The 22684-nt window shown below is 61.4% G+C and carries 22 protein-coding genes; 10 read left to right on the forward strand and 12 right to left on the reverse strand.

The features are described 5' to 3' along the window. Positions 1–17: 17 nt before the first annotated feature. From I6I72_RS10705 to I6I72_RS10725, 5 genes are read left to right on the forward strand one after another with little or no spacing between them, the layout of a single operon-like run. Positions 18–644, forward strand: a complete 627-nt coding sequence (locus I6I72_RS10705; RefSeq protein WP_005528321.1) for a ComEA family DNA-binding protein — start codon at positions 18–20, stop codon at positions 642–644. Next, positions 641–2092, forward strand: coding sequence for a ComEC/Rec2 family competence protein (locus I6I72_RS10710; protein ID WP_049147750.1), 1452 nt, complete (start codon positions 641–643; stop codon positions 2090–2092). The genes I6I72_RS10705 and I6I72_RS10710 overlap by 4 nt, the downstream gene beginning before the upstream one ends. A 10-nt stretch (positions 2093–2102) precedes the next feature. Further along, positions 2103–3050 carry a DNA polymerase III subunit delta gene (gene holA, locus I6I72_RS10715; RefSeq protein WP_172953403.1) on the forward strand — a complete coding sequence of 316 codons (948 nt, stop codon included), beginning with the start codon at positions 2103–2105 and terminating at the stop codon, positions 3048–3050. Positions 3051–3061: 11 nt separating this feature from the next. Then, positions 3062–3442, forward strand: a complete 381-nt coding sequence (locus tag I6I72_RS10720; protein WP_049063153.1) for an ankyrin repeat domain-containing protein — start codon at positions 3062–3064, stop codon at positions 3440–3442. After that, entirely contained in the window at positions 3439–4095 is a 657-nt protein-coding gene (locus tag I6I72_RS10725) for a LysE family translocator (RefSeq protein WP_049147748.1), read from the forward strand. The genes I6I72_RS10720 and I6I72_RS10725 overlap by 4 nt, the downstream gene beginning before the upstream one ends. Here the strand turns inward: I6I72_RS10725 and I6I72_RS10730 are convergent. The 5 genes from I6I72_RS10730 to I6I72_RS10750 all read right to left on the reverse strand — a co-directional run bounded on the left by I6I72_RS10730 (position 4055) and on the right by I6I72_RS10750 (position 8968). Next, positions 4055–5704 carry an alpha-keto acid decarboxylase family protein gene (locus I6I72_RS10730; RefSeq protein WP_049147746.1) on the reverse strand — a complete coding sequence of 550 codons (1650 nt, stop codon included), beginning with the start codon at positions 5702–5704 and terminating at the stop codon, positions 4055–4057. The genes I6I72_RS10725 and I6I72_RS10730 overlap by 41 nt on opposite strands. Positions 5705–5740: 36 nt before the next feature. Further along, a complete protein-coding gene (locus I6I72_RS10735) occupies positions 5741–7045 on the reverse strand; it encodes a type II restriction enzyme (protein ID WP_201806880.1) in 1305 nt (434 codons plus the stop codon). Further along, positions 7038–7865, reverse strand: coding sequence for a DNA adenine methylase (locus tag I6I72_RS10740; RefSeq protein ID WP_049147742.1), 828 nt, complete (start codon positions 7863–7865; stop codon positions 7038–7040). Before I6I72_RS10740 ends, I6I72_RS10735 begins: the two co-directional genes overlap by 8 nt. Before the next feature lie 107 nt (positions 7866–7972). Beyond that, positions 7973–8236, reverse strand: coding sequence for a 30S ribosomal protein S20 (gene rpsT, locus I6I72_RS10745; RefSeq protein WP_005528335.1), 264 nt, complete (start codon positions 8234–8236; stop codon positions 7973–7975). Between the two features lie 192 nt (positions 8237–8428). After that, positions 8429–8968: a type II toxin-antitoxin system PemK/MazF family toxin gene (locus I6I72_RS10750; protein ID WP_005528336.1), complete on the reverse strand. Its 540-nt coding sequence runs from the start codon at positions 8966–8968 to the stop codon at positions 8429–8431. 18 nt (positions 8969–8986) lie between these two features. Here I6I72_RS10750 and lepA point away from each other — a divergent pair, with 18 nt between their 5' ends. Beyond that, positions 8987–10837, forward strand: a complete 1851-nt coding sequence (gene lepA, locus I6I72_RS10755) for a translation elongation factor 4 (RefSeq protein WP_049147740.1) — start codon at positions 8987–8989, stop codon at positions 10835–10837. A gap of 334 nt (positions 10838–11171) precedes the next feature. Continuing rightward, positions 11172–12251, forward strand: coding sequence for an HNH endonuclease signature motif containing protein (locus tag I6I72_RS10760; RefSeq protein ID WP_157800419.1), 1080 nt, complete (start codon positions 11172–11174; stop codon positions 12249–12251). Here I6I72_RS10760 and I6I72_RS10765 read toward each other — a convergent pair. After that, positions 12232–12399, reverse strand: coding sequence for a hypothetical protein (locus I6I72_RS10765; RefSeq protein ID WP_174775818.1), 168 nt, complete (start codon positions 12397–12399; stop codon positions 12232–12234). The two genes, I6I72_RS10760 and I6I72_RS10765, sit on opposite strands and share 20 nt — an antisense overlap. A 171-nt stretch (positions 12400–12570) precedes the next feature. Here I6I72_RS10765 and I6I72_RS10770 point away from each other — a divergent pair, with 171 nt between their 5' ends. Both I6I72_RS10770 and I6I72_RS10775 read left to right on the forward strand, forming a co-directional pair. Next, positions 12571–13917, forward strand: a complete 1347-nt coding sequence (locus I6I72_RS10770; RefSeq protein WP_005528344.1) for a M20 metallopeptidase family protein — start codon at positions 12571–12573, stop codon at positions 13915–13917. 116 nt (positions 13918–14033) lie between these two features. Further along, positions 14034–14225: a response regulator transcription factor gene (locus I6I72_RS10775; protein ID WP_046646221.1), complete on the forward strand. Its 192-nt coding sequence runs from the start codon at positions 14034–14036 to the stop codon at positions 14223–14225. On the opposite strand, the gene I6I72_RS10780 is transcribed toward I6I72_RS10775, so the two are convergent. After that, positions 14222–16021, reverse strand: coding sequence for a BCCT family transporter (locus I6I72_RS10780; RefSeq protein ID WP_236592701.1), 1800 nt, complete (start codon positions 16019–16021; stop codon positions 14222–14224). The genes I6I72_RS10775 and I6I72_RS10780 overlap by 4 nt on opposite strands. A 234-nt stretch (positions 16022–16255) precedes the next feature. Here I6I72_RS10780 and I6I72_RS13850 point away from each other — a divergent pair, with 234 nt between their 5' ends. Further along, a complete protein-coding gene (locus I6I72_RS13850) occupies positions 16256–16390 on the forward strand; it encodes a hypothetical protein (protein ID WP_265342596.1) in 135 nt (44 codons plus the stop codon). Here I6I72_RS13850 and I6I72_RS10785 read toward each other — a convergent pair. From I6I72_RS10785 to I6I72_RS10805, 5 genes are read right to left on the reverse strand one after another with little or no spacing between them, the layout of a single operon-like run. Beyond that, on the reverse strand, positions 16364–18046 hold the full coding sequence (locus I6I72_RS10785) for an FUSC family protein (RefSeq protein ID WP_049147737.1): 1683 nt from the start codon (positions 18044–18046) through the stop codon (positions 16364–16366). The genes I6I72_RS13850 and I6I72_RS10785 overlap by 27 nt on opposite strands. 13 nt (positions 18047–18059) lie before the next feature. Further along, positions 18060–19472, reverse strand: coding sequence for an ATP-binding cassette domain-containing protein (locus tag I6I72_RS10790; RefSeq protein WP_080986277.1), 1413 nt, complete (start codon positions 19470–19472; stop codon positions 18060–18062). Further along, the gene (locus I6I72_RS10795) at positions 19469–20272 is read right to left on the reverse strand and encodes an ABC transporter permease (RefSeq protein ID WP_049063141.1); all 804 of its coding nucleotides are present in this window, start codon (positions 20270–20272) and stop codon (positions 19469–19471) included. Before I6I72_RS10795 ends, I6I72_RS10790 begins: the two co-directional genes overlap by 4 nt. Continuing rightward, on the reverse strand, positions 20269–21198 hold the full coding sequence (locus tag I6I72_RS10800) for an ABC transporter permease (protein ID WP_049063140.1): 930 nt from the start codon (positions 21196–21198) through the stop codon (positions 20269–20271). Before I6I72_RS10800 ends, I6I72_RS10795 begins: the two co-directional genes overlap by 4 nt. Then, positions 21195–22679, reverse strand: coding sequence for an ABC transporter substrate-binding protein (locus I6I72_RS10805; RefSeq protein WP_049147735.1), 1485 nt, complete (start codon positions 22677–22679; stop codon positions 21195–21197). The genes I6I72_RS10800 and I6I72_RS10805 overlap by 4 nt, the downstream gene beginning before the upstream one ends. Between the last annotated feature and the right edge of the window lie 5 nt (positions 22680–22684).

The following is a 22684-nucleotide window of genomic DNA, read 5'->3' on the forward strand; positions in this document are numbered from 1 at the left end:
TTCGTAGCGTCGAGGGCATGCCCCACATCAGCGATCGCCTTCGCGAGCTCTCCCGTCCCACAGGGGAGGAGGACCTCCTCACCGTCAGCTATCCACGCCCGCGCATTTCCGTGCCGCCGTGGATTGCGTGCACCATCGCTGTCCTGGTGGCCGCGGGAATTTTGGTGTGGCTGGGGATTTCCTCGCGCGCGGAGCCCTATGCCGCGACCAGCCCCACCTCCTCGACTCCTGCGCCAAGCTCCCTCGTGGTCTCCGTGGTGGGGGAGGTGGACAACCCGGGCCTGGTCACGGTGGCACCTGACGCGCGCATTGCCGACGCCCTCGACCACGCCCGGCCCAAGCCCGGCATCGATCTCCTCAACCTCAACTTGGCCAAACGGCTGACCGACGGCGAGCAAATAGTCGTCGGCATGCCTGCGCCCGTGCCAGGACCCGCTGGCGAACCTGGCCAAGGTCTGCTGAGCCTCAACGCGGCCACGAAAGAACAGCTCATGGACTTAAAAGGCGTGGGCGAGGTGACCGCGGAGGCCATCATCGCGCACCGCGAGGAAATCGGTGGCTTCAGCTCAGTGGAGCAGCTCATGGACATCAGCGGCATCGGCCCGGCCAAGTTCGAGGGCCTCAAGGACCAGGTCCAGCTATGAAGCAGCTGCGCCTGTTGCCGGCCGCATGTGCGGTGTGGGCGGCCACGCTGCTGGCCTTGCACGGCAACTGGTGCATTGTGGTGCCAGTCTTCGCCCTCGTGTTGTGGCGGTGGCAACGGGGCCAGGCAATCTTGTGCGCTGCTTTGAGTGCGCTTGCGATTGTGGTCACCAAGGTGCGGCTGGCGCGCGCAGTGCCGCTTGGCGACGTCCTCACCGGCACCGTCATCTCCGATCCCTCCGAGACCCGCGGCGGCTGGTTGCTGCGTTTGCGCGTGCCGGGCTACCCCTTCCAGGTTCCGGTATTCGCGGATGAGCCTGCTCCCAGTGGGGCAGAGGTCACCGTCTCCCATGGGCGGCTGACGAGCTTGACGCCGCCGGACTCGTTGGCCGCGCACGTGGCGGAGAACTTCCGCGAGCTCGTGGTCACCACAGTGGGCCCTTCCTCGCAGGGACTGCTGCCCGGCATGGTGTTGGGCGATACCACCCTGCAGGATGCCGCGGAGAAGCAGCTCTACATTGATACCGGCTTGTCTCACCTAAGCGCGGTCTCCGGCTCCAACGTGGCGATTGTCTGTAGTGCTGCGGCCCTGTTGGTGAAGGGGCCACGGCTGCGTGTGGCGGCGTCGTTAGCCGCGCTCGTGGTGTTTGTGCTCCTCGTCGGGTTTGAGCCTTCTGTCCAACGTGCCGCCGTGATGGGCCTGGTGGGGTTGCTCGCGGTGCTCAACTCTTCCCGGATGGAGCCGATGCATGGCCTGAGCCTGGCGATAATCGTGTTGCTTTTCATCGACAGCGAGCTGTGTTCTAGCTTTGGCTTTGCGCTCTCCGTGGCCGCGACTGCGGGAATCGTGGTGGTCTCGCCCTTGCTCTACCGGCACCTCGCGGTGATCGGCTGGCCCGACATCTTTATCCGTGCCCTTGCCGTAGCCATCGCCGCGGACCTCGTGACAATGCCGATTGTGGCGTTGATGGCGGGGGAAGTCTCCGTGGTCTCGGTCCTGGCCAACGTCCTAGTCGCCCCCGCCACGGCGCCGGTGACCATCCTCGGGCTTATAGCCGCCATCTTCGCCCAGCTAGGGCCGCTCTCCGTCTTGGGTGCGGGCCTGCTCGCCGTGGCGGAACCCTTTACTTGGTGGATCAACACTATCGCTCACGGCTGCACCGGGCTTGCTCTCAACACCGTGGCCGCCAGCCCGTTCCTCGTGCTGCTGGCCTATGGCTGGGTGGTGGCCGGCATTATTTATCGCCGCCCGCTGCTGACCCTTTTGTGCGTGATTGCGGTCCTCGTCCCGCGGCACCTGGAGACACCACAGAAACCTGTGCACGTGGTTGCCACGGAGGAGGATGTTTATCCGATCCCGCCGGGCACCTGCTCCATCGTGGTTACCGAAGACTCCCCGCCGGACTATCCCACCCGCACTCCTGAAGGCATCCCGGTGTTCTACCGCTAGAATTGCACCCATGCAGCAAGTCCACCTCATCCTTGGCGACGACGAATTCCTCACTGAACGCGCCCGACTTTCCATCCAGAAAGCGGCCGGGGAGGGCGTCGAGGTGGTGCGCCTGAAAGCCTCTGAGGTCTCCGAAGGCGAGATCGCCATGGCCACCAGCCCGTCACTGTTTGGTGACAACCGCGTCATCGTCATCAGCGACGTGGAAAAGGTGGGCAAGGAACTGACCCAGGTCCTGCTCACTGCGGTCGCTGATCCTGGACCGGGCATGACCTTGGTGCTCATCTACACCGTCACCGCAAAGACACTGAAGGGCAAGAAGAAACCACCGGAGATCGTGGCCAAGCTGCGAAAGGTGGGCGAGGTGCACGAGGTCTTCTCGCTGTATCCCAACGAGCTGGGCTCTTGGGCCACCCGCGAGTTCGCCTCCCACGGCGTACGGCCGACCCCTGACGTGGTGCAGGCTGTCCTCGACGGCGTGGGCTCTGACCTGCGCGAGCTGGCCTCGGCCATCTCCCAGCTGGTCTTTGACACCAACGGCAACGTCACTCGTGAGGCCGTGCACAACTACTACGTGGGCATCGCTGAGGTGGCCAACTGGGACATTGCCGACGCCGCCGTGGCCGGCCGCGTCGAGGCGGCCGTGTCTACCTGCCGCCGCGCGCTCCAGCTTGGCGCCTCCCCGGTGGCTATTGCCGCGGCTCTCGCCAATAAGGTCGGCGCCATCGCCCGCCTTTACTCAGCCCGCGGCGACCAATACTCCCTGGCCAAAGACACCGGGCTGGCCCCTTACGTGGTGAAGATGACCCAGCCGGTAGCGCGCCGCTGGTCTGAGGACAACGTCAACAAGGCGGTCATCCTCATGGCGGAGCTCGACGCCGCAGTCAAGGGCCAAGGCGGCGATGAGGACTTTGCCATTGAGGCAGCCGTGCGCCGGGTCGCTGAACTCGCGCGATAGACTTGCTTTTCATGGAAGACATCACCCAAGACGTCCAGGAATTCGCCTCAAAGCTTTTTGACTTCGCCCGCCACGGCGACGCCGCCCTCCTCGAGTACATCAAGCAGGGCGTCAACGCCGATATGGTTAACCAGGACGGCCAGTCCTTCGTTATGCTCGCTGCCTACAACGGCCACGCCGAGCTCGTGCGCGAACTCGCCGCTCTTGGCGCTGACGTTAACCTTCTCAACGACCGCAATCAGTCCCCGCTGGCTGGTGCCATCTTCAAGAAGGAAGACGCCGTGGTCGACGCACTTCTGGCCGCCGGCGCTGACCCGCAGGCTGGCACCCCGAATGCCGTGGACTCCGCCCGCATGTTTGGGCGCGAAGACCTGATTGAGCGCTTTTCATGAGTTGGTCCGCATTTGCGGCACTGATGTTCATGAACCTTCTGGGCGCGTTGGCTCCTGGGCCTGACATCGTATTGGTTACCCGCTACGCCACGCGCTCGCGCAAGCACGCCATCGCTGCCGCGACCGGAATCCAGTTGGGAGTGCTCTTTTGGTACACGATCACCGTGTTTGGCGCCGCCGCAGTTCTCACCGCGTTCCCGGGGATTCTGCGGGCCATTCAGGGAATCGGTGGTGCCTTCCTGATTTTCATGGGCGTGCGTTCAATCAAGGGCGGTCTGGAACTGCTCCACAATCCGCCCGCTGATATTGAGGAGGCCGCCCTGCGCTTGGGCAGCCTTGGGCAGGTCTTCCGCACCGGCTTGGCCACGAACCTTTCCAACCCAAAGATCGTGCTCTACCTCGCGGCGATGATTGCCCCGCTTCTGCCACCGCATCCGCCGCTGTGGCTCGCGGTGGCACTCATCCTGGGCCTATCGCTTTCGGCCTATCTCACGTTCGTGCTGCTCAGCACGGTTATTTCTACGTCCGCGATTCGCCGCCGCATGCTGGCCGCTGGCCCCTGGATTGACATCGCATCCGGCGCGTTCTTCATCATCGCCGGATGCGTTCTCATCAGTGCTTCCGTGGGGATAGCGCCGCAGCTACACGCTTAAGCTGCTCCGGGTAGTCGTTGTACGGGGTCACCGCTTCCACAAAGACCAGCTTGTCCTTGTTCGCGGTGGCCACGGCCACGGATTCTTCGAGCTCCGCGCCAGTAGTGGCCCGCAGCGTAAGCCCAAAGTCGCCAGCCCCAAAGAAATCTAGCGTCTTGGACCAATCCCACGCCGGGATGTCGTTGTAGTACTCGTCCTCGCCGTTGATTGCGCGTTCAACGGTGTAGCCATTGTTGTTCACCAAGAAGATGGCCGCGGGAACCTTTTCGCGCACCATTTGTCCGATTTCCTGGATGGTCAGTTGCGCGGAACCATCACCGATGAGCAGCACTGGACGACGCCCCGGCTGCGCCAGCGCCGCACCAAGTGTTGCGGGCAGCGTGTAGCCGATGGAGCCCCACATCGGCTGGCCGATGAACACTGTATCGGTGGGGAAGTGGTGCGCCGAGAGTCCAAAGAAAGAGGTGCCCTGCTCCGCGATGACCACGTTGCCCGGCTCCAGTGCGCGTGAGACCACCGCCCAGAGTTGTTCCTGCGACAACGGCTCGTCGGTGATTTCTACCTTCTCCGCAGGGTTGGTCTTGCCCACCGGCATGAACTCTGGCGATACCTCGGCTGTGACTTGGTCCAGAATCTCGATGGCCCGGCCCATGCTCAGCGGCGTGTAGGCATTGCCCTGGATGTAGGCCGTATCGCGGCGAATATCGACCTGGTTATCTTGGGAAATCGCAACGGAGAAACCCGCGGTGATGTTATCGGTAAAGTCCACGCCCACGGTCACCAAGGCAGTGGCCTCCTCGACGGTTTTGCGGGTATCGCCATGCGACGCCGCACCAGAGTAGATTCCCGCGAAGTTCGAGGTCTCCTCATCGATGAGGGACTTGCCCCAGCTCAACGTTGCTACAGGAACCCCGGATCGATCCAGATAGCCCTGGAGCGTGGACTGGCAGCCAAAGCGATGCACGAGGACGTCGGCAAGCACTGCGAGAGTACGCCCCTTGAGGAAGCCCTTCAGGTCCCGCTCAAACTCTTGTGCGGCGGCTTCCGAGTCGAGCTGCTCGATGAGCGGCAGCGGAGCCTTCGGTGGCGTGCAGGGGGTGCTGGCGACGTCCGCCGCCAGATGCAGCGCGCCGGGCTTGCGCTGGAACAACACCTGGACAATGAGGTTATCGATCTGCGCCTGCGCGGTCATTGCGTTGAGATCCTCGGCCACGCAGGTCAGCTCGCGGTCAACGCGGAAGAAGCGGGCGAAGTCTCCATCGCCCATGGAGTGGTGGATCTTGGCCACGGAGGCTTGCAGCTCCTTGCGCGGCGAACCAACAATGTGGATGACCGGCACGTTCTCCGCGTAGGACCCCGCGATGGCGTTGGCGGCGGAGAGCTCGCCCACGCCGAAGGTAGTGAGGAATGCGCCGATGCCGCGCAGGCGGGCGTATCCATCGGCCGCATATCCGGCGTTGAGCTCGTTGGAATTGCCCACCCAACGAATCTTCTCGTGGGCCACAACGTGGTCGAGGAACTTGAGATTGAAATCGCCGGGAACACCGAAAAGTTCCGTGATGCCGACTTCCGCCAAGCGGTCGAGAAGATAATCACCAATTGTGTACATACGTACAACATATCCCAATAGATGAGACAGCGAAGGCTATACCAGCATCAATTGTTCTGGTGCGATGAGCTCCCAAATCCACTGCGACCACGCCGCGACTGTCGACGCCCTCCTCGGTAGCGTCGACCCCGTAAGCCCCAGGTCTGCTTCCTCCATGAGCGCCTGAGCTTCGGCCTTGGTGAGTGCGCGCTGCTGCTCCACGACTTCCCGAATGACGGCGTTGAACACCTGCCGCCGCGCGAGGGCATCCACCAGCATCAGATTGCGCTCGTCGCGCGAACCCGTCAGCGGGGTGCCTTCAACCACTCCGTCGTTTACCTCCATCAGGCCCAGGTAACGCCCGGCGTTCACGTAATAGTCCGCTTGGCGCGGCGTGAAGCCGAAGCGTTGCGGAATCTCTGCTTTGGCCACGGGCAGCATCTCCAGCAAGCTGACCACGCGCGCGAAAGAATCGGCTTGCGGGAACGGGATGCGTGGCTCGGGCTCGGGTTGCGTGCGGTGCGCAACGGCGCGCAGCGCAGAGCCCGTGACCTCCGAACCGCCAAGCACGTAGCGGGCGGAATCCTCCAGCTTTATACTGCGGAAGTCTGCCGGACTAGGAAAAGAATAACGGTACAAATGGAATACTCCGTTGGAATAGACCACGTACAGCGGCACCACTTCCTTGGCGAGTGCCTGGGAGAAGCGCCGGTACGGAAAATACAGCTGGCGGATGTTGAAGTCGGGCGAGATATGGTTCTTGGCCTCAACCAAGATGAGCCGCTCCGCGGATTCGAAGCCGCCGTCGATCTCCATCTGCGCGCGGTCGACGTCCAGCTCCAAGTTCAGGTCAGCCAGGCGAATAGGCAGCTGCAGTGTGGACATGCGGCCCGTCACGGTGGGGTAGAGCTGCCCACCACCCACGAAGTCCGTGAGGATTCCGGACAGTGCCGCCGCATTGAGCATCACCGCCTCCGAGGTCAGGTTCTTAAAATCCAGCGACTCAATGCCGCTCGGAATGGGCAGCGACTTTAGTGGTGCGGCGTGCTCGGGAAACTTCTCATAGACATCGAAGCGGCCAATCAGGTACGCATCTCGGCGCACCGGCATGATGGATAAGCCGTGTTCCCGGAAGAACCAGGGCCGCGCCGCGGAGAAGTCGTGCTTGGCCATAAGCCGCGGCTCACGGCTGGACAGCGCCTTGATGCGCGCTGCTTCTACCACCACGAATCCGGTGCGCTCAAGCTGCTCGCGAACGGTGGGATCGCGGAAAACCTTGAGCCAGCCGACGTCGTTTAGCCCCAGCGTCTGCCCACCCGGAACGTCGAACTCCGCGCACAAGCTAGCCAGCTGCTCATCCATAGTTGCGCACCAGAACCTCGTCTACCTTGCCGCGCTTGCTCGCCACCGAATTGATGGAGCGGGTGGCCCCGACGATGTTTATCTCGTACTCGGAGTAGATCTCCTGAATGAAGTCCGTGGCCGAGTTCGAAAGCAGGAACTTCACGCCGGCGGCGTCGAGCTTATCGCAGACCCCCTTGAGACGCAGCTGATCCTCGCGGCCGAAGCCCCCGGACTGATACCCCGTGAAGTTGCTGGTGGGATTGACCGGATCATAGGGCGGATCGAAGTAGACAAAGTCGCCTTCCTTGGCGTCTTTCAAGATGGCCGCGTAGTCACCGGTATTGAAGGAAACCTTGTTGCTGTTCAAGTACTCGGAGACCGCACGTAGCGTTTCCTCATCACAAATGGCGGGGTTGGTGTAGCGGCCGAATGGCGAGTTGAACTGGCCGGCGTTGTTGACGCGGTACAGGCCGTTGTAGCAGGTCTTGTTGAGATAGACCGTTCGTGCGGCGCGCTCCGTGCGCGTCATGTGTGCAAAGGAGGAGTCACGGTCTTTGCTGCGCATCTCGTAGAAGAAGTCTTCCTCGTTGGGATAGGTCTGCAGCAGCTCGATGAGACCTGCGACATCGTCTCGGACCGTCTCGTAGACGTTGATGAGCTCCGTGTTGAGATCGTTGACCGTGGCCTTGTGCGGGGTCAGCGAAAACAGCACTGCGCCACCGCCAAGGAAAGGCTCAAAATATCCGTCGAATCCTTCTGCTGGGAGGGCAGCGTGGATCTCGGGCAGTAGCTGGCGTTTTCCACCGACCCACTTGAGCAAAGGCTTCACATTTTTCATAACGTTTGCCATAGTAGCGGGCCGCCCGGACATGGCCGTCTATGTGTTCGAATAGATCGAAAAAAGGGACCCCACAAGGAGGTCCCTTCAATCAAAAGCGGTGTGTATTAGGCCATCTTGTTGAAAGCGTTAGCCATACCGGACTTCTTGTTGGCAGCCGTGTTGCGGTGGAAGACACCCTTGGACACGGACTTGTCCAGAGCGCGGGAAGCGACGCGGAGCTGCTTCTCAGCTGCTTCCTTGTCACCAGCGGTGACAAGCTCGCGGAACTTGCGGATCTCGGTACGAACTGCGGAACGAACAGCCTTGTTACGCTGACGTGCCTTCTCGTTGGTGATGATGCGCTTCTTCTTGGACTTGATGTTTGCCATCTTTAATACCTCTTGGAAATCGAATGATTACATTGGGAAACCAACCCGCCGGACATGTCCCGCATGGCGCTCGGCGTTGATGTTCGATGAGCGGACCCAAGGTCCTGACCGCCCCGACCAACGCGCCCGGAAAGTAAGTAACTTCCAAAACCTAGCAGGAGCAGGAAGAAAAACCCAAATCAGACCCTGGACTTAGGACCAGTGGTAACGCGAGCGAAGGCGGTTGGCAATGCGCTCAAAACGGCGCTCCGGGAAGAGCGTGCCCTGGCGGCGGCATTCTTCCTCAGAAATCTCGAGGATTCTGTCGAGACGAACCCAACACTGGCGGCCTGATTCGTCCCATTCACCAGTGCCGATGTCGAGCCATTCCTCTTCGTGAGCATGGTTTGGGTTGGTGGAGATGAGCAGCCCCAGCACGGTGGTGCGGGTGCGGGAGACGATGAGGAGTGCGCGTTCGCGCGGCGGGGATTGCTTGCCGTCGGAGGGCGCCCAGACCCAGACGACCTCGCCAGAATCTGCTTGGCCGTCCATGTCGGGGGAGAAGCACACAGAGCGCGGATGGGAGTTGGTGCATTCGACGCGGATGCGGGCGGCTTTGCGGGGTTCGCGGTATTCGGCGGCGTTATTCATACCGAGACGCTCGGAGATGCGGGCTAGTCCGACGTCGACAGGCTCGCGTTCACCAATTCCGAGTGCCACCCGTAAGCGGGTGAGTGGGTTGCCGCTAGTCATGTCGTCTATTCTAAACCCATGTCTAAAAACTTTGCGGCCACTACGTTTACGAATCCAACCCAGATTCGAAACTTCTGCATTATCGCCCACATCGACCACGGCAAGTCGACGCTGGCTGACCGCATCCTGCAGTTTTCGCAGGTCGTTGACGCGCGTGACATGCGCGATCAGTACCTCGACAACATGGATATCGAGCGCGAGCGCGGCATTACCATTAAGGCGCAGAACGTGCGTCTGCCGTGGATTCCGCGCACCGGAAAGCACGCGGGCGAAGAGATCGTCATGCAGATGATTGATACCCCGGGCCACGTGGACTTTACCTACGAGGTCTCCCGCGCGCTGGAGGCATGTGAGGGCGCAATTTTGCTTGTCGACGCCGCCCAAGGCATCGAGGCCCAAACCCTCGCCAACCTGTACCTGGCGATGGAAAATGACCTGGAGATCATCCCGGTCCTCAACAAGATTGACCTGCCGGCTGCGGACCCTGAGAAGTACGCGCTGGAGATTGCCCACATCATCGGCTGCGAGCCAGAAGAGGTTCTGCGCGTGTCCGGCAAGACTGGTGAAGGCGTGGAGGACCTGCTGGACAAGGTAGCTGAGCTGGTGCCGCCGCCTTCCACGGAGGCGCCTGATGACGCCCCTGCCCGCGCCATGATCTTCGACTCCGTCTACGACACCTACCGTGGCGTTGTCACCTACATCCGCATGATGGACGGCAAGCTCACCCCACGCCAGAAGGTCACCATGATGTCTACTGGCGCGAACCACGAGCTGCTCGAGGTGGGCATCGTGTCCCCGACGATGCAGAGGTGCGCCGGCCTGGGCCCGGGCGAGGTGGGCTACCTCATCACGGGCGTTAAGAACGTGCGCGAGACTAAGGTGGGCGACACCATTACCTGGGCGTCGAATGGCGCAACCGAGCCGCTTAAGGGCTATGCGGACCCGAAGCCAATGGTCTACTCCGGCTTGTTCCCGATTTCCCAAGCGGACTTCCCCGACTTGCGCGATGCGCTGGAGAAGCTGCAGCTTAACGACGCCTCCCTGACCTTTGAGCCAGAGACCTCCGTTGCTCTGGGCTTCGGCTTCCGCTGCGGCTTCTTGGGCCTGCTCCACATGGAAATCACGCGCGACCGCTTGGAACGCGAGTTTGGCTTGGACCTGATTTCCACCGCGCCTTCTGTTACCTACCGCGTGGTTGCAGAAGACGGAACCGAGTCCCTCGTCCACAACCCTTCCGACTGGCCGGGCGGTAAGCTGCGCGAGGTCTACGAGCCAATCGTGAAGATGACCATCATCGTTCCTGAGCAGTTCGTGGGCTCCACCATGGAGCTGTGTCAGTCCAAGCGCGGCCAGATGGGCGGCATGGACTACCTTTCTGAGGACCGCGTGGAGCTGCGCTACACGATGCCGTTGGGTGAAATCATCTTCGACTTCTTTGACATGCTGAAGTCCCGCACTAAGGGCTATGCTTCGCTGAACTATGAAGAGGCTGGGGAACAGCTCTCTGATCTGGTCAAGGTGGATATCCTGCTCAACGGTGATCCGGTCGACGCCTTCTCTGCCATCGTTCACCGCGATTCGGCGCAGTGGTACGGCAACAAGATGACGAAGAAGCTTAAAGAGCTCATTCCGCGCCAGCAGTTCGAGGTCCCGGTCCAGGCAGCCATTGGCTCCAAGATCATTGCGCGTGAGAATATCCGCGCTATGCGCAAGGACGTCCTGGCGAAGTGCTACGGCGGCGATATCTCTCGTAAGCGTAAGCTGCTGGAAAAGCAGAAGGCTGGTAAGAAGCGCATGAAGTCCATCGGTTCGGTTTCCGTGCCGCAGGAGGCGTTCGTGGCAGCGCTTTCTACCGACGGTGAGGGCTAAGACCTAAGCCCAAAAAAGACCCCAGGCTTGCCCCTGGGGTCTTTGCCATGGGTGGGGGAACTGGGCGTCGTCAAGCATGCTCTTTTTGGCTGAAACTTCCGGCGGGGGTAGGCGGGGGTAGTAGCTTTGTCGAACTGGCAAAAGTACCAATAGCGCCGTTTCTATTTTCGAAAATTCTTGCGGGCGTCCGGGGCGTTTTGTAGCTTGGGTGGCAAGCAGCTCGGAGGGGGAGTTGCGCAGCGAATGCTGTTCTCAAAACTACGTTTAAGGAAACTCGATGGACGGACCCTACTTCGCTCCACTAAATCCAAAGTGTGAGGTCGGGAGGTCATTTGTGGAAAGCAATCGCCTGACCTGGCGTGCCTTTAATGCAATTTTGCCGCAGCCTGACGAGGATGCTGAACTAGCGTTCGCAGATGTTTCGCGCAAGCTTGGCCTGACTTCCTACAAAGCTGAACATCTGTTCTATGGCTTCAAAAAGATCTCGTATCTGCCTAAACTACGTCACCTCAACAAACTGGACTGGTTCTTGGATTATGACCGGATCTTGGCCATCGGCAAGGCGCTGCAAGGCGTTGAGGAACGCATCTATCCGTTCGTGGATGATGCTCTCGAAGAGCTCTTCACCCCGCGTCGTCCGAATCAGCGCCTGCCCGAGGCCTCCCGTATTCGGAAGGTGATTTCTGAGGTTCTCGCCCTGCACTATTGCGTTGAAGGCGAAGATGAAGAAGATCGCGACCGCTACCACATGGAGCGGTATGCCGGTCGTGGTGAAATCACCGCCAACCTGGATGCAGTTACCGCAGAAACCATTGACCGTCTAGTCCGTAAGCGCGCGGAGAAAGAGGGCATCTCCTTTGCCCGTGCGTTGGCGGCCACCATCCTTGATCCGATCGAGCAAAAGATCGTTATCAACGTTTTCCAGCAGGCTGATACCTCACTAGCCTTCGCTCCCGGATATGGGTATATCGACCCACCAGAGGGCGCCTCGACTCGAGAAATCGCGCCAGGTGAAACCGAGGGATACCGCCCTACTGAAGCAATTCGAGCGTTTGTTGAGGCGCGCGATGGAACGTGCCGAGGTCCAGGTTGTGACATGCCGGCTCACCTTACGCAGCTCGACCACCGAATTCCCTACGCGGATGGCGGAAAAACCTCGAGCGATAATTTGGTTTGCCTTTGCCAACGCTGCCACAACATCAAGACGGATGGTAGGGCGTTCTATGTCATGGACCCCGACACCGGAGTAGTTCTATGGTGCTGGGCAGACGGCACCTGGGAGAGCACCGTTCCGAAGGGGCTTCTCGTTCCCAACAATGCGAACTGGCGCCAGAGCGTGGCTGAACGAATGGGCGCCTGGGAAGCGAGAGGAGGGTTGCTTTCCTTCGATGACGCTACTGCAACGCCGGCTTAATTCCGTCCCATGTACGCTGCAGTTGCTGACCGAACATGGTCCACCCGTGGATTACTTTGTCCAGGTAGTCCGTGGTGTGCTCGATGCCTGCCTCCAAAAGGGAACCCGCAATCTGGTTAGTGATTGGATAGGTAGAGTAATCTGCCACCTCTTGGTCGGTGACCTCGCAGACCCTTCGGATGGGATGTGACGTCGTGCCGCGGCCTGGCTCCTCAGTGGGAGTCCGCCTGTTCGGACCTCCAGATGTCAGTTTGTGGTGCAGTTCATTGCAACTGGGTTCCATGTAGTGTCGATGGTCAAACCCGGGAAGGATTGATTCATGGAACCCATCAAGAAGAAGGCACCTCGCCAAGGCCAGCAGCTTCCACCGCTGCCAGTTACCGCTGCCAAGATTGGTGAGCGTCTTGCCAGTGAGGTGTTCTTAGAAGAAGGTCAAAAGCTCCTACCGCAGCTGCAGGAATTCCGGCGGGATATGCACCAGCACCCGGAAATTGGGCTCGAGCTTCCGCGGACGCAAAAGAAGGTCCTCGAGGCGCTCAAAGGCCTGCCGTTGGAGATCCAGGTCGGCCAGGATTTAAGCTCCGTGGTCGCGGTCCTTCGCGGCGGCAAGCGCGGCCCACGGCCGGTTTCGGTGCTGCTGCGCGCAGACATGGACGCGTTGCCGGTCCGTGAGCAGACGGGCGATCCTTTTGCTTCCACCAACGGCTTGATGCACGCGTGCGGCCACGACCTTCACACCGCGGGGCTCATCGGTGCAGTGAAGTTGCTGTGCGCGCAGAAGGAGCACTTGCTTGGCGACGTCACCTTCATGTTCCAGCCCGGCGAAGAAGGCCCCGGTGGTGCGCTCCCGATGATCGAAGAGGGCGTCCTCGATGCAGCGGGGCGTCGTCCGATTGCCGCTTATGGCCTGCATGTCGGTCCGCAGGATCGTGGCACTTTCCACCATATCTCCGGGCCCATGATGGCGTCATCGTCGAATCTGAAGATCACTGTCTATGGTAAGGGCGGCCATGGGTCGCGGCCGCACGATGCCATCGATCCCGTCGCAGCGCTGGGGGAGATTCAGATGGCCTTGCAGGTTGCACTGACTCGCCGCTTCGACGCTAACGAGCCGATCGTCATCACGGTGACTAATCTGCGCGCTGGCGACGGCGCCATTAATGTCATTCCTGATCACGCCATGCTCGGCGCCACAGTGCGCGTGCTGCGCGACGAAAAGATTGAGCAAGTGCGCCAGATGGTTGTGGAAGTGGCCAGTTCTGTCGCGGCGTCGCATAGATGCACCGCAAAGGTGGATTTCGAGGTTTTGTATTCCGCAACCAAGACCAACCCGCGCGAGAATCAATTCGCCGCGGCGCTGTGGGGTGGCATGTTCGGGGCGGAAAATGTCATTCCGATGGAAACGCCCATGATGGCCTCGGAGGACTTCGGAGACGTACTGGCGCAGGTACCTGGCACCTTCATGTGGTTTGGCACTGTCAATCCGGATACCCCGGAGCACCTGCGCGAGTGGAATCATTCGCCGCTGGTGAGGTTCGATGATTCGGTGCTCGGTGACCAAGCCGCAGCACTCGCCGCCGTCGCCTTTGAGCGCTTGGCTGCAGAAGACGCGCATCCTTCGCCGGCAACAAGAGTGATGCGCTCTGCGGTAGAGGGCCTTGAGTAGTACAAGATTGTCGAGATAACAATGCAGGTCAATGCGCTGAGCAGGGTTTGGCCCCACCCCACATTCTCAGCGTTAACGTCCATAGAGCCCAAGGCGCCAGCAGCAAAGAAGACAAAGTGATTGCTTGCGGCTTTTCTTATTTTGCTGCGCTATCTCAGCTGGTGGCGAAGGGGCTGGACAATAATGAAATCGCGGAGCAGCTTTATGTCTCTGTGGCCACGGTAAAGACGCACATTAAGCACATCTTGGAAAAGATTGGCGGCACGAACCGCGTTCACGTCGCGATTGCGGTGCTGGAGCAGCGCTAGCTTTCCTTGTCTTCGCCGGTGTAGCCGTCAGCCCAGGTGTCGGTCTCGAAGTCGTAGTCAACGTTCTCGCCGTCCTCGTCCGTGCGCTGATACCACTCGGTGTAGCGCTGCGCGGAGGAGTCGAAGTCGGAGCCCGCACCGCGGCCCTCCTCAGCATGCTCAATGGAAAGCTCGAAGTCGTCGCCGTGCTCCTCGATGCCGCGGACAACCGCGTTCTCCACAGCGGCACGGGCGTACTTGCGGCGAATGAACATCGGATCAGAACGCAGGTCCTTGATGAAGGCGACCATCATCACCAGCAGCACCACGCAGAAAGGAAGCGCGGAAAGAATAGTTAGGTTCTGCAGGCCGGAAAGCACGTCCTCGCCGCCGGTAAGCAGCATGACGATGGCGATGCCCATCATGCACAGACCCCAGAAGACCACCACTAGTTTGTTGGGCACAGGATCTCCCTTGGAGGACATTGTTCCCATGATGACGGAGGCAGAATCCGCGGAGGTGATGAAGAAGATGGCCAGCACGGCGAGCAGGATGAACGGGGTTACCTGGCTCAGTGGCAGGTTGTCGAACATGGTGAATAGCACCTGCTCGCCGGAGGCGGTTCCGTCGAAGCCTGGAACCTTTTCGCGGCTGAATTGAATCGAGGTTCCGCCGAAGACGGTAAAGGCCATGATGAGGATAAGCGTTGGCGCGAAGACGGTCACGGCGGTGAACTCACGGAGAGTGCGTCCGCGGGAGATGCGGGCGACGAACATGCCCACGAACGGCGTCCATGCAATCCACCATGCCCAGTAGAAGGCGGTCCAGTAGGACTGAAACTCGATGGTTTCATCGCCCCAGGACAGGCCTTTGGCCATCATCGGCAGCAGCTGGTCGATGTAGGTGACGATGCCCGAGGGGATGAGGTTGAGCAGCAGCAAGGTTGGGCCGGCGAGGAAGACGAAGACCACGAGGCCCAGCGTGAGCGAGATATTGATGTTGGACAGGTAGCGCACGCCGCGGGAGACGCCGGAGACTGCGGAGATGATAAAACCACAGCCAAGTATCGCGATGATGACGATGAGCGCGGTATTGGTCAGCGGTCCGGCATCGCGGATGATGGAGACGCCTTCACCCATCTGGATGGCGGAAAGGCCCAGCGTGGCAGCGGTGCCAAAGAGGGTAGCGATGAGCGCGAGGACGTCGATTAGCTTGCCCAGTGGCCCATCAGTATCGCGGGAGCCGAACAGCGGCTTGAAGATTGAAGATATCAACGGGACGCGGCCGCGGCGGTAAGAGGAATAGGCAATTGCACCGCCTACCAATGCATAAGCGGCCCACGGGGAAAGACCCCAGTGGTAGTGTGCCTGGGCCATGGACTGGTGCAGAGCCTCAACCGTGTTGCCGTCAACGGTGTGCGGCGGCGGGGTGAGGTAGTGCGAAAGCGGCTCCGACGGGCCGTAGAAGAAGATACCCACACCGATGCCGGCGCCGAACATCATGGCCACCCAACTGAACCAGCCGAACTCGGGCTCTTCGTCATCGGTGCCGAGCTTGATGCGGCCGAGGCGGGACAGGCCCACGTAGGCCATGGTGACGATGGCCATCATCATGGTGATGTTGAGCAGCCAGCCGGTGTTGGTGATTGCCCACGAGAATGCGCTTGACGACGCCGCGGAGACCGACTCCGGGGATAAGATGCCCCAGATGATGAAGCTGACGACGGCGATTGCCGTCACGGAGAACAAGGCCTTATCAAGCCCGAAGGTGTTGCGCTGGTTCTCAACGCCGATGCCTGGGACGAGGCCCGGGTGCATGTCGTGGGGATAGAGGCCCACGGTGCGGGTTTCTGTGTTCGTATCTGTATTCGTAGATGCAGGGGTACTCGGCGAATCGTTGATGGGAGAAGACAAACTTTCCTAACTTGGCGGCACCTCAATGGGCCTGCCTTTTAGACATTGGCCCTCCATTGTTCAGGAGAAAAGGTGCAAGTGCCAACTTATCCGCTAGTATCAGGGAATCAGAGTTTCTAATGGATTGGATTGCCACGAATGCAACTGCCAAGTTTTGATGATTCTTCGTACAACGTTGCAGAGGCCGAGTTGCTATCGGCTTTTGAGGTCTTCGAGCGCATCGAAGAGCATGTGCTCGATAAATCTCTACTTTTCGAAGTCTATTCGCGCTAGGGATACCAGCGCGTTGATGTCACCCGGAACCTCGTCCGGGTGAATTGAGCAATAATCCAAGATGAAATAGCCCGCATGCTGCAGGGCAAGGTGGCGCTGCCAGAACTCACCCACGTGTTGCGGGTGGTTGACTGCAATGGACTGGATGGAGCGGCGCTCAGAAAGCAGCTCGTACTGCAGGTCGCGGCGAGCGGCCAGGGACTCGTCGGGGGTCGAGAAAAGTAGTGCGCCCAGCAGGCTGGTGATTGCCTCCTGGCAGCGGACCTGCAGACGGTAGTGGTTGGTCAGCTGGGCACGCGGCTTCCAGAGCCAGAGCACCAGCAAGGAAAAGACCACCGACAGAGCGATCTCACAGATGCGGGAGAAAGCCGTGAACGCCAAGTGATCGGCCGTATGGCCCATGAGCAGCGCCAGCGGCGTGGAGAAGATGACGCAGATGGCATAGTTCTTGACCACGAAGATCTCCGCGCAGAATTGGCAGGCAGCGAGCACGAGCAGCAGCGTCCAGCTTTCTAAACCGAAGGACGCAATGAGGTAGAACACGCACACACCGAGCAGCGAGCCCACCATTCGCTGCAATCCGCGGATGGTGCCGGGCACGTGGTCCGGGCCCCACTGCAGAAGAAGCAGCACGGAAACTGCGCCCCAGTCCGGGCGGTCGAGGCCCAGTGCAAGGCCCACGAGCGTGGTGGCGATGGCCGCAAGCAGAATCTTCTCAACCGTCACCACCGCATGCGAGTTGCCCACCGACGCGCGGTAGATGCGGTAGCGCATCGTCGGCTTGGTGTGCGGGATGGCGGTGCGGGTTGGGTCGACGTAGGTCGGGGAGTCAGAAAGCTCATCCGAGTTGGCAGAGAGATCCAGTGACTGGTTGTGCTGCACGATGCGGTTCTGCGCGGCAAGGGCACGCTCCACGAGGTGGCCTTGTGATGCTTGGATGACGCGGCCGCCGCGGACGATACCGGCGTCGGAAAGCGCTTGCCACGTATTCGCCAGCGCAGTCTGTGCCTGATGGTGGCGTGCCAAGACGTCGGTTGTGGAGTTCTCAAAGGCGGCAGTGGCCTTCTCTAGGGTCGCGACAGTGCGGGTCTCCGGACCGTGCGGGGAGTGGAAGCGAGGCAGCATGCCCAGGCAGTACGCAGCGATGACACCCGCAATGGACCAGGCAGCGACCTCAAAGGGGGTGATGTCGGTGCGCGCGAGCATGGTGGAGCCGCCGCCGACCATCACCACGAAGAAGGAACCCGGCGGCGGCAGACGTAGCGCATTCTGCAGGAAGGCGCCGAGCGCGCCAATGGAAATAGCAAAGGCCGCAGACAGCAAAAGCCACCAGTGTCCGTGGCCCGGGGCGAAGACGAGCTCACCCACCAGCGAACCAACGGTAGCGGCCAAGGTAAGGAGCACACCCGCAGTGAGAATCACCCAACGGCGGGTGCGATAGGGGTGCCCCTCGCCGTAAATGACGGACATCGCGCCCGCGGTGACCAACAGCACGGCGTCGGGGTGGCCGGTGAGGATGGCGAGCGCGCCGGGAATGGCGATGGCGAGAGCAGCACGCATCGCGCCCGGCCAGCGAGTCACCGAAGAGTTGTAGGCGGTGAAAAGCTGTAGCGGGCGCGGGCGTTGCGGTAGGGGATGCTCAATCAATTCGCTCATATCGTGGCATACGTTACCCCTGCGCAGCCTCTAGAAGCGACTTGGTATACGGGTGCTGTGGGGCGGACCATACTCCGCGTTCGACCAGCTCACCATGGTAGATGACAGTCAGGCTGGAACACACTTGCTTGACCACACCCAGATCATGCGAGATGAACACCAGCGTCAGGCCGTAGCTTTCAACGAGCCTCTCAAGCAGCTCGAGGACCTGGGTGCGCACGGAGACGTCGAGGGCGGAGACCGCTTCGTCGGCGAGGAGGATATCCGGGTTGCCGATGACCGCGCGGGCAATCGAGATGCGCTGGCGCTGGCCGCCGGAGAACTCGTGGGGGAAGCGGTCCAAGGCATCCTCGTCGATGCCGACCTCCGCCAAGACTTTCGCAATCTCGGCACGCGTGACCGGTGTGGGTGAGCCCTCAGCCACAATCTTCCAGATCGGCATGCGCGGATTGAGGGAACCTTGCGGGTCCTGGAATACCATCTGCACGCGGCCTTCCACCTGCACGGACCCGGAGGTCGGCTGCTCAAGGCCGGTGATGAGCTTGAGCAACGTCGTCTTACCGGAGCCGGAGCTGCCGACGACGCCGATGCGCTCGCCCTTGCGTACTTCGAGGGAGACGTCGGAAAGCGCAGTAGTGGAGCCGTAAGCCTTGGTGACGTGGTCGAGGGAAATGACAACCTCGCCGAGCTTCGGCTCAGTGGCGGCCGGCTTGGACTGGGAGGCCGCGATGAGGTGCTTGGTGTACGGGTGCTGGGGGTTGTCCAGCGTCGCGCCGGATTCGACGATCTGGCCGTCCTGCATGACCAACGTCTCAGGGCACATGCGGCGGATGACGCGTAGGTCATGGCTGATGAACAGCAGCGCGGTGTTGTGGCGCTGGGTCAGTTCCATGATGAGGTCCAGGATGCTGTCTTGCGTGGTGGCATCGAGGGCCGTGGTGGGCTCGTCGCAGATGAGCAGCTTGGGGTTGCGGGCCATGGCCATGGCAATCATTACGCGCTGGCGCTGGCCGCCAGACAGCTCGTGCGGGAAGCGCGAGGCAAGGGCCGGATCGAGGCCCACCTCGTTGAGCGCCTCAGCAGACGCGCCGGCGTAGCGCAGCTGCTTGCTTACGCGCATGAGCGGGTCGAGCGCGCTCATCGGCTCCTGGAAGACCATCGCCATGTCGGCGCCGCGCAGCTTGCGCACCTGGCGGTCACGCAGGCCCACGAGCTCGCGTCCGCCAAGCTCGATGGAACCCTCAGCGTGGAGGTTCTTTGGCAGTAAGCCCATGATGGCCAGCGCGGTCAGGGACTTGCCGGAGCCGGACTCACCGATGATGCCCAGGCGTTGGCCGGGTTCAATGCTAAAGCTGAGCGGGCCAACGATGGTCTCCTTGCCGGTGCGGATGCACAGGTCTTGTACTGAAAGCATGGGGTGGTTCATCGCTGGCCTCCTTTCAGGCGGGGATCGAGGATGTCGCGCAGGGCGTCGCCAAGCAGGTTAAAGCCCAACACCGTGGCGGCGATGGCAAGGCCCGGCCAGAAGGCCTGCATGGGATGGCTGGCCAGCAGGGACTGGGAATCTTGCAGCATGCGGCCCCAAGACGCGGTGGGCGGGGTGGTGCCGAGGCCCAGGTAGGAAAGGCCGGCCTCGGCGAGGATCGCGAGTGCGAAGTAGACGGAGGACTGCACGATGATAAGCGGGGCGATGTTAGGCAGGATATGGCGCACCGCGATGGTGGGCGCTGAAACCTTGGAAACGCGCGCCGAGGCGATGAAGTCCTGCGTGACCACCTGTAGGGTGCCCGAGCGTGCCACCCGGGCAAAGGAAGGGATTCCCGCGATGCCGATGGCGATCAAGGCTGAAATCGTCGACGGACCCCATACCGCGCCGGCGATGATGGCTAGCAGCAAGGCTGGGAAAGCCAGCAGCAGATCGGAGCCGCGCATGATGAGGGAGTCGAGGATGCTATTGCGGCGCATGCCCGCCACCACACCGAGCGGAACGCCGACGAGCGCAGCTATGCCGACGGCGATGACGCCCACGAAGAGCGTGATGCGTGCGCCGACCATCAGACGCGAGGCGATGTCGCGACCAAAGCGATCGGTGCCGAGGAGATGCTCAGCGGAGCTGCCCGCCAGCAAATCGGGCGAGGCGATGTTCGGCGCATAAGGCGTCCAGAAAAGGGAGACCGCCGCGAGGAGGGCGGTGATACCGACGAGAACGAAACCCAACTTCTTCATCGCTTCTCCTTCAAACGCGGATCGATTACGCGGTAGGCCAAGTCGGTGGCCAAGTTGATAGCCAACGTGAAAAAGACCAACAGCATAACCAGGGTCTGCACGGTGGTGAGATCGCGGTTGGACACGGCGTCGAGAAGCATGCTGCCCAGGCCCGGAATGACGAAGACGGACTCGATGACCACCGCGCCCACAATCAGGGTGGTCAGCTGCAGGCCCGTGACCGTGAGCACCGGCAGGGCCGCATTTCGCAGGCCGTGGCGGCGCAGCGCCTCCGCATGGGATAGACCCAGCGCGCGGGCGGTGCGGATGTAATCCTGGTCCATCACGTCCACGATGGAGGAGCGCACGTAGCGGGTGAGCATCGCGCCCTGCACCAAGGCCAGGGAGATCACCGGCATGATGAGCCGGGCGATAAAGCCACCGAAGTTCTGGTCCGGTGGAATCCAGCCGTTGGCGGGCAGCCAGCCCAGACGCACGGCGAAGAAGGCCACCATGATGATGCCCACGAGGAAGCTCGGGACGGCGATGCCGATCTGAGTCAGTGCCGAGACGAACGTGTTGCCCGTGCGCGCCAGCCACATGCCCATGGGCACAGCACCGGCTAGCGCTAGCACGATGGCCAAGCCCACCAGGATGAGGGAGACCTGGGCGCGGTCTAGCACCAGCGGAGTGATGTCCTGCTGTGAGGACAGCGAGGTGCCGAAGCTGCCGCTGAGCAGCCCACCCACCCACTCGAAGTACTGGGTGATAAGCGGGCGATCAAGGCCGAGGGTCTGGGTGAGCTCGGCGACGGCGTCTTCAGTGGCGTTCACGCCCAGCGCCACGCGCGCCGGGTTGCCGGGCACTGCGCGCATGAGCAGGAAGATAGCAACGGAGGCCGCAAACAAGGTCAGGACGAACTTGGCCAGCGCCTTGAGGTAGGTCATGCCTGCTCCTTTAAGTTGCGCAGCTCGATGGCGTCGGTGATTTGATTGGGGTCAAGGCCCTCAATCCCGTCGCGATAGAGCACGATGTTGGGCATGTTCATCAAGGTCAGTGCACCGGCATCAGCCATGATCTGGTCCACTGCCTCGCCCATGAGCTTGGGGTATTGCTCCTCGGGGGCGGCGTCGGCAGCCGCGAGCAGGTCGCGGGCCTTCTGCGAGTCATAGCCCAGGTAGTAGTCTGGGCTGCCAAAGAGCGTGGGGATGTCGCGCGGCTCCACGTGGGAGACCAACGACATCTGGTAATCCTTGGCGCCCATGACCTGGCCCAGCCACACGGCGGGGAACTCGGCGGACTCGAGGGTGACGTCGAAACCGATCTCGGTTAGCTGGGAGTAGAGCAGCTCTGAGACGCGCTGGGCATAAGGCAGGGTCGGCGCGGTGATGGTGACGGGGGCTCCCACGGCACCGGCCTCGGCGAGGAGCTTTTTCGCGCGCTCGGGGTCGAATCGGTAGTAGTCCTTATCGCTAGACCAAGGGTCTGTCGGTGGGACCGGTGCACCGCCGGTGTCCTGGGCCATGCCGCCCCACAGGACCTGGTTGGCGGCATCGCGATCCACGCCGTAGGCCACGGCCTGGCGCACGCGAGGGTCGTCGAAAGGCGCGGCGTTGTTGTTCATGGACAGCAAGACCTCGCCGTTGGTGGTGCCTACCGTGGTGCGGATGTCGGAGCCCAAGTCATCGAGGAGCTCCGGGTTCTGCATTGCCCACACCACGTCGACTCCGCCGGACTTCAGCGAGTTCACGGAGGAGACAGCGTCAGGGAAGTACTGAATGGTCACGTCTTCCTGCGGGACCTTCCCCCAGTAGTCACGGTTGGGGGTCAGGGAGATGAACTCGCCTGGGGTAAAGCCTGCGAGCGTGAACGGGCCCGTGCCCACCGGGGTGGTGGCAAGGTCCGTGGCGGTGGGGGTCATCATCGCGCCGATGGCGGTGCCCATGGACCACAGCCAGCCGTTGGAATGCTTGGACAGTTTCACCTTGAGGGTGTGCTCGTCGATTGCGGTGGCGGAGTCAACTACCGCCATCTGCTTGGCGATGCCGTTGGTCCAGTTCTCTTTCACGTTGTTGATGGAGTATGCGGCGGTCTCAGCGGTGAAGGCGTCACCGTTGCTGAACTTGATGCCTTTGCGCAAGTGGAAGGTGTAGGTGGTGCCGTCGGTGTCCCAGTTCTCGGCAAGTCCGGGGACTATCTCATCGCCCTCAATACGTACGAGGGTCTCGTATACGTTGCTCATGAGTGCGGCGGGAATGGCCGCGCCGCCTACATTGGTGAAATCGAGAGAGGTGGCGGCGCCGGTTGTGGCGATAGTCAGCGAATCACTGGTGGTTTCTTTGACCGCGGTGTGGCCAGCTGAGCAGGCGCTTAGCGACGCCCCGAGAACTAGCGCGCAGGCCATGCGCGCTAGGTGTACTTTCTGCATGAAAG

It is taken from the genome of Corynebacterium striatum (assembly GCF_016728105.1).
GTDB classification, from domain to species: domain Bacteria; phylum Actinomycetota; class Actinomycetes; order Mycobacteriales; family Mycobacteriaceae; genus Corynebacterium; species Corynebacterium striatum.

What these genes read in the sequence shown, in the direction of transcription:
- I6I72_RS10705 (WP_005528321.1), top strand. Translation starts at nt 18, where the DNA reads ATGCCCCACATCAGCGATCGCCTTCGCGAGCTCTCCCGTCCCACAGGG.
- I6I72_RS10710 (WP_049147750.1), top strand. Translation starts at nt 641, where the DNA reads ATGAAGCAGCTGCGCCTGTTGCCGGCCGCATGTGCGGTGTGGGCGGCC.
- holA (WP_172953403.1), top strand. Translation starts at nt 2,103, where the DNA reads ATGCAGCAAGTCCACCTCATCCTTGGCGACGACGAATTCCTCACTGAA.
- I6I72_RS10720 (WP_049063153.1), top strand. Translation starts at nt 3,062, where the DNA reads ATGGAAGACATCACCCAAGACGTCCAGGAATTCGCCTCAAAGCTTTTT.
- I6I72_RS10725 (WP_049147748.1), top strand. Translation starts at nt 3,439, where the DNA reads ATGAGTTGGTCCGCATTTGCGGCACTGATGTTCATGAACCTTCTGGGC.
- I6I72_RS10730 (WP_049147746.1), bottom strand. Translation starts at nt 5,704, where the DNA reads ATGTACACAATTGGTGATTATCTTCTCGACCGCTTGGCGGAAGTCGGC.
- I6I72_RS10735 (WP_201806880.1), bottom strand. Translation starts at nt 7,045, where the DNA reads ATGGATGAGCAGCTGGCTAGCTTGTGCGCGGAGTTCGACGTTCCGGGT.
- I6I72_RS10740 (WP_049147742.1), bottom strand. Translation starts at nt 7,865, where the DNA reads ATGAAAAATGTGAAGCCTTTGCTCAAGTGGGTCGGTGGAAAACGCCAG.
- rpsT (WP_005528335.1), bottom strand. Translation starts at nt 8,236, where the DNA reads ATGGCAAACATCAAGTCCAAGAAGAAGCGCATCATCACCAACGAGAAG.
- I6I72_RS10750 (WP_005528336.1), bottom strand. Translation starts at nt 8,968, where the DNA reads ATGACTAGCGGCAACCCACTCACCCGCTTACGGGTGGCACTCGGAATT.
- lepA (WP_049147740.1), top strand. Translation starts at nt 8,987, where the DNA reads ATGTCTAAAAACTTTGCGGCCACTACGTTTACGAATCCAACCCAGATT.
- I6I72_RS10770 (WP_005528344.1), top strand. Translation starts at nt 12,571, where the DNA reads ATGGAACCCATCAAGAAGAAGGCACCTCGCCAAGGCCAGCAGCTTCCA.
- I6I72_RS10780 (WP_236592701.1), bottom strand. Translation starts at nt 16,021, where the DNA reads ATGCACCCGGGCCTCGTCCCAGGCATCGGCGTTGAGAACCAGCGCAAC.
- I6I72_RS13850 (WP_265342596.1), top strand. Translation starts at nt 16,256, where the DNA reads ATGCAACTGCCAAGTTTTGATGATTCTTCGTACAACGTTGCAGAGGCC.
- I6I72_RS10785 (WP_049147737.1), bottom strand. Translation starts at nt 18,046, where the DNA reads ATGAGCGAATTGATTGAGCATCCCCTACCGCAACGCCCGCGCCCGCTA.
- I6I72_RS10790 (WP_080986277.1), bottom strand. Translation starts at nt 19,472, where the DNA reads ATGAACCACCCCATGCTTTCAGTACAAGACCTGTGCATCCGCACCGGC.
- I6I72_RS10795 (WP_049063141.1), bottom strand. Translation starts at nt 20,272, where the DNA reads ATGAAGAAGTTGGGTTTCGTTCTCGTCGGTATCACCGCCCTCCTCGCG.
- I6I72_RS10800 (WP_049063140.1), bottom strand. Translation starts at nt 21,198, where the DNA reads ATGACCTACCTCAAGGCGCTGGCCAAGTTCGTCCTGACCTTGTTTGCG.
- I6I72_RS10805 (WP_049147735.1), bottom strand. Translation starts at nt 22,679, where the DNA reads ATGCAGAAAGTACACCTAGCGCGCATGGCCTGCGCGCTAGTTCTCGGG.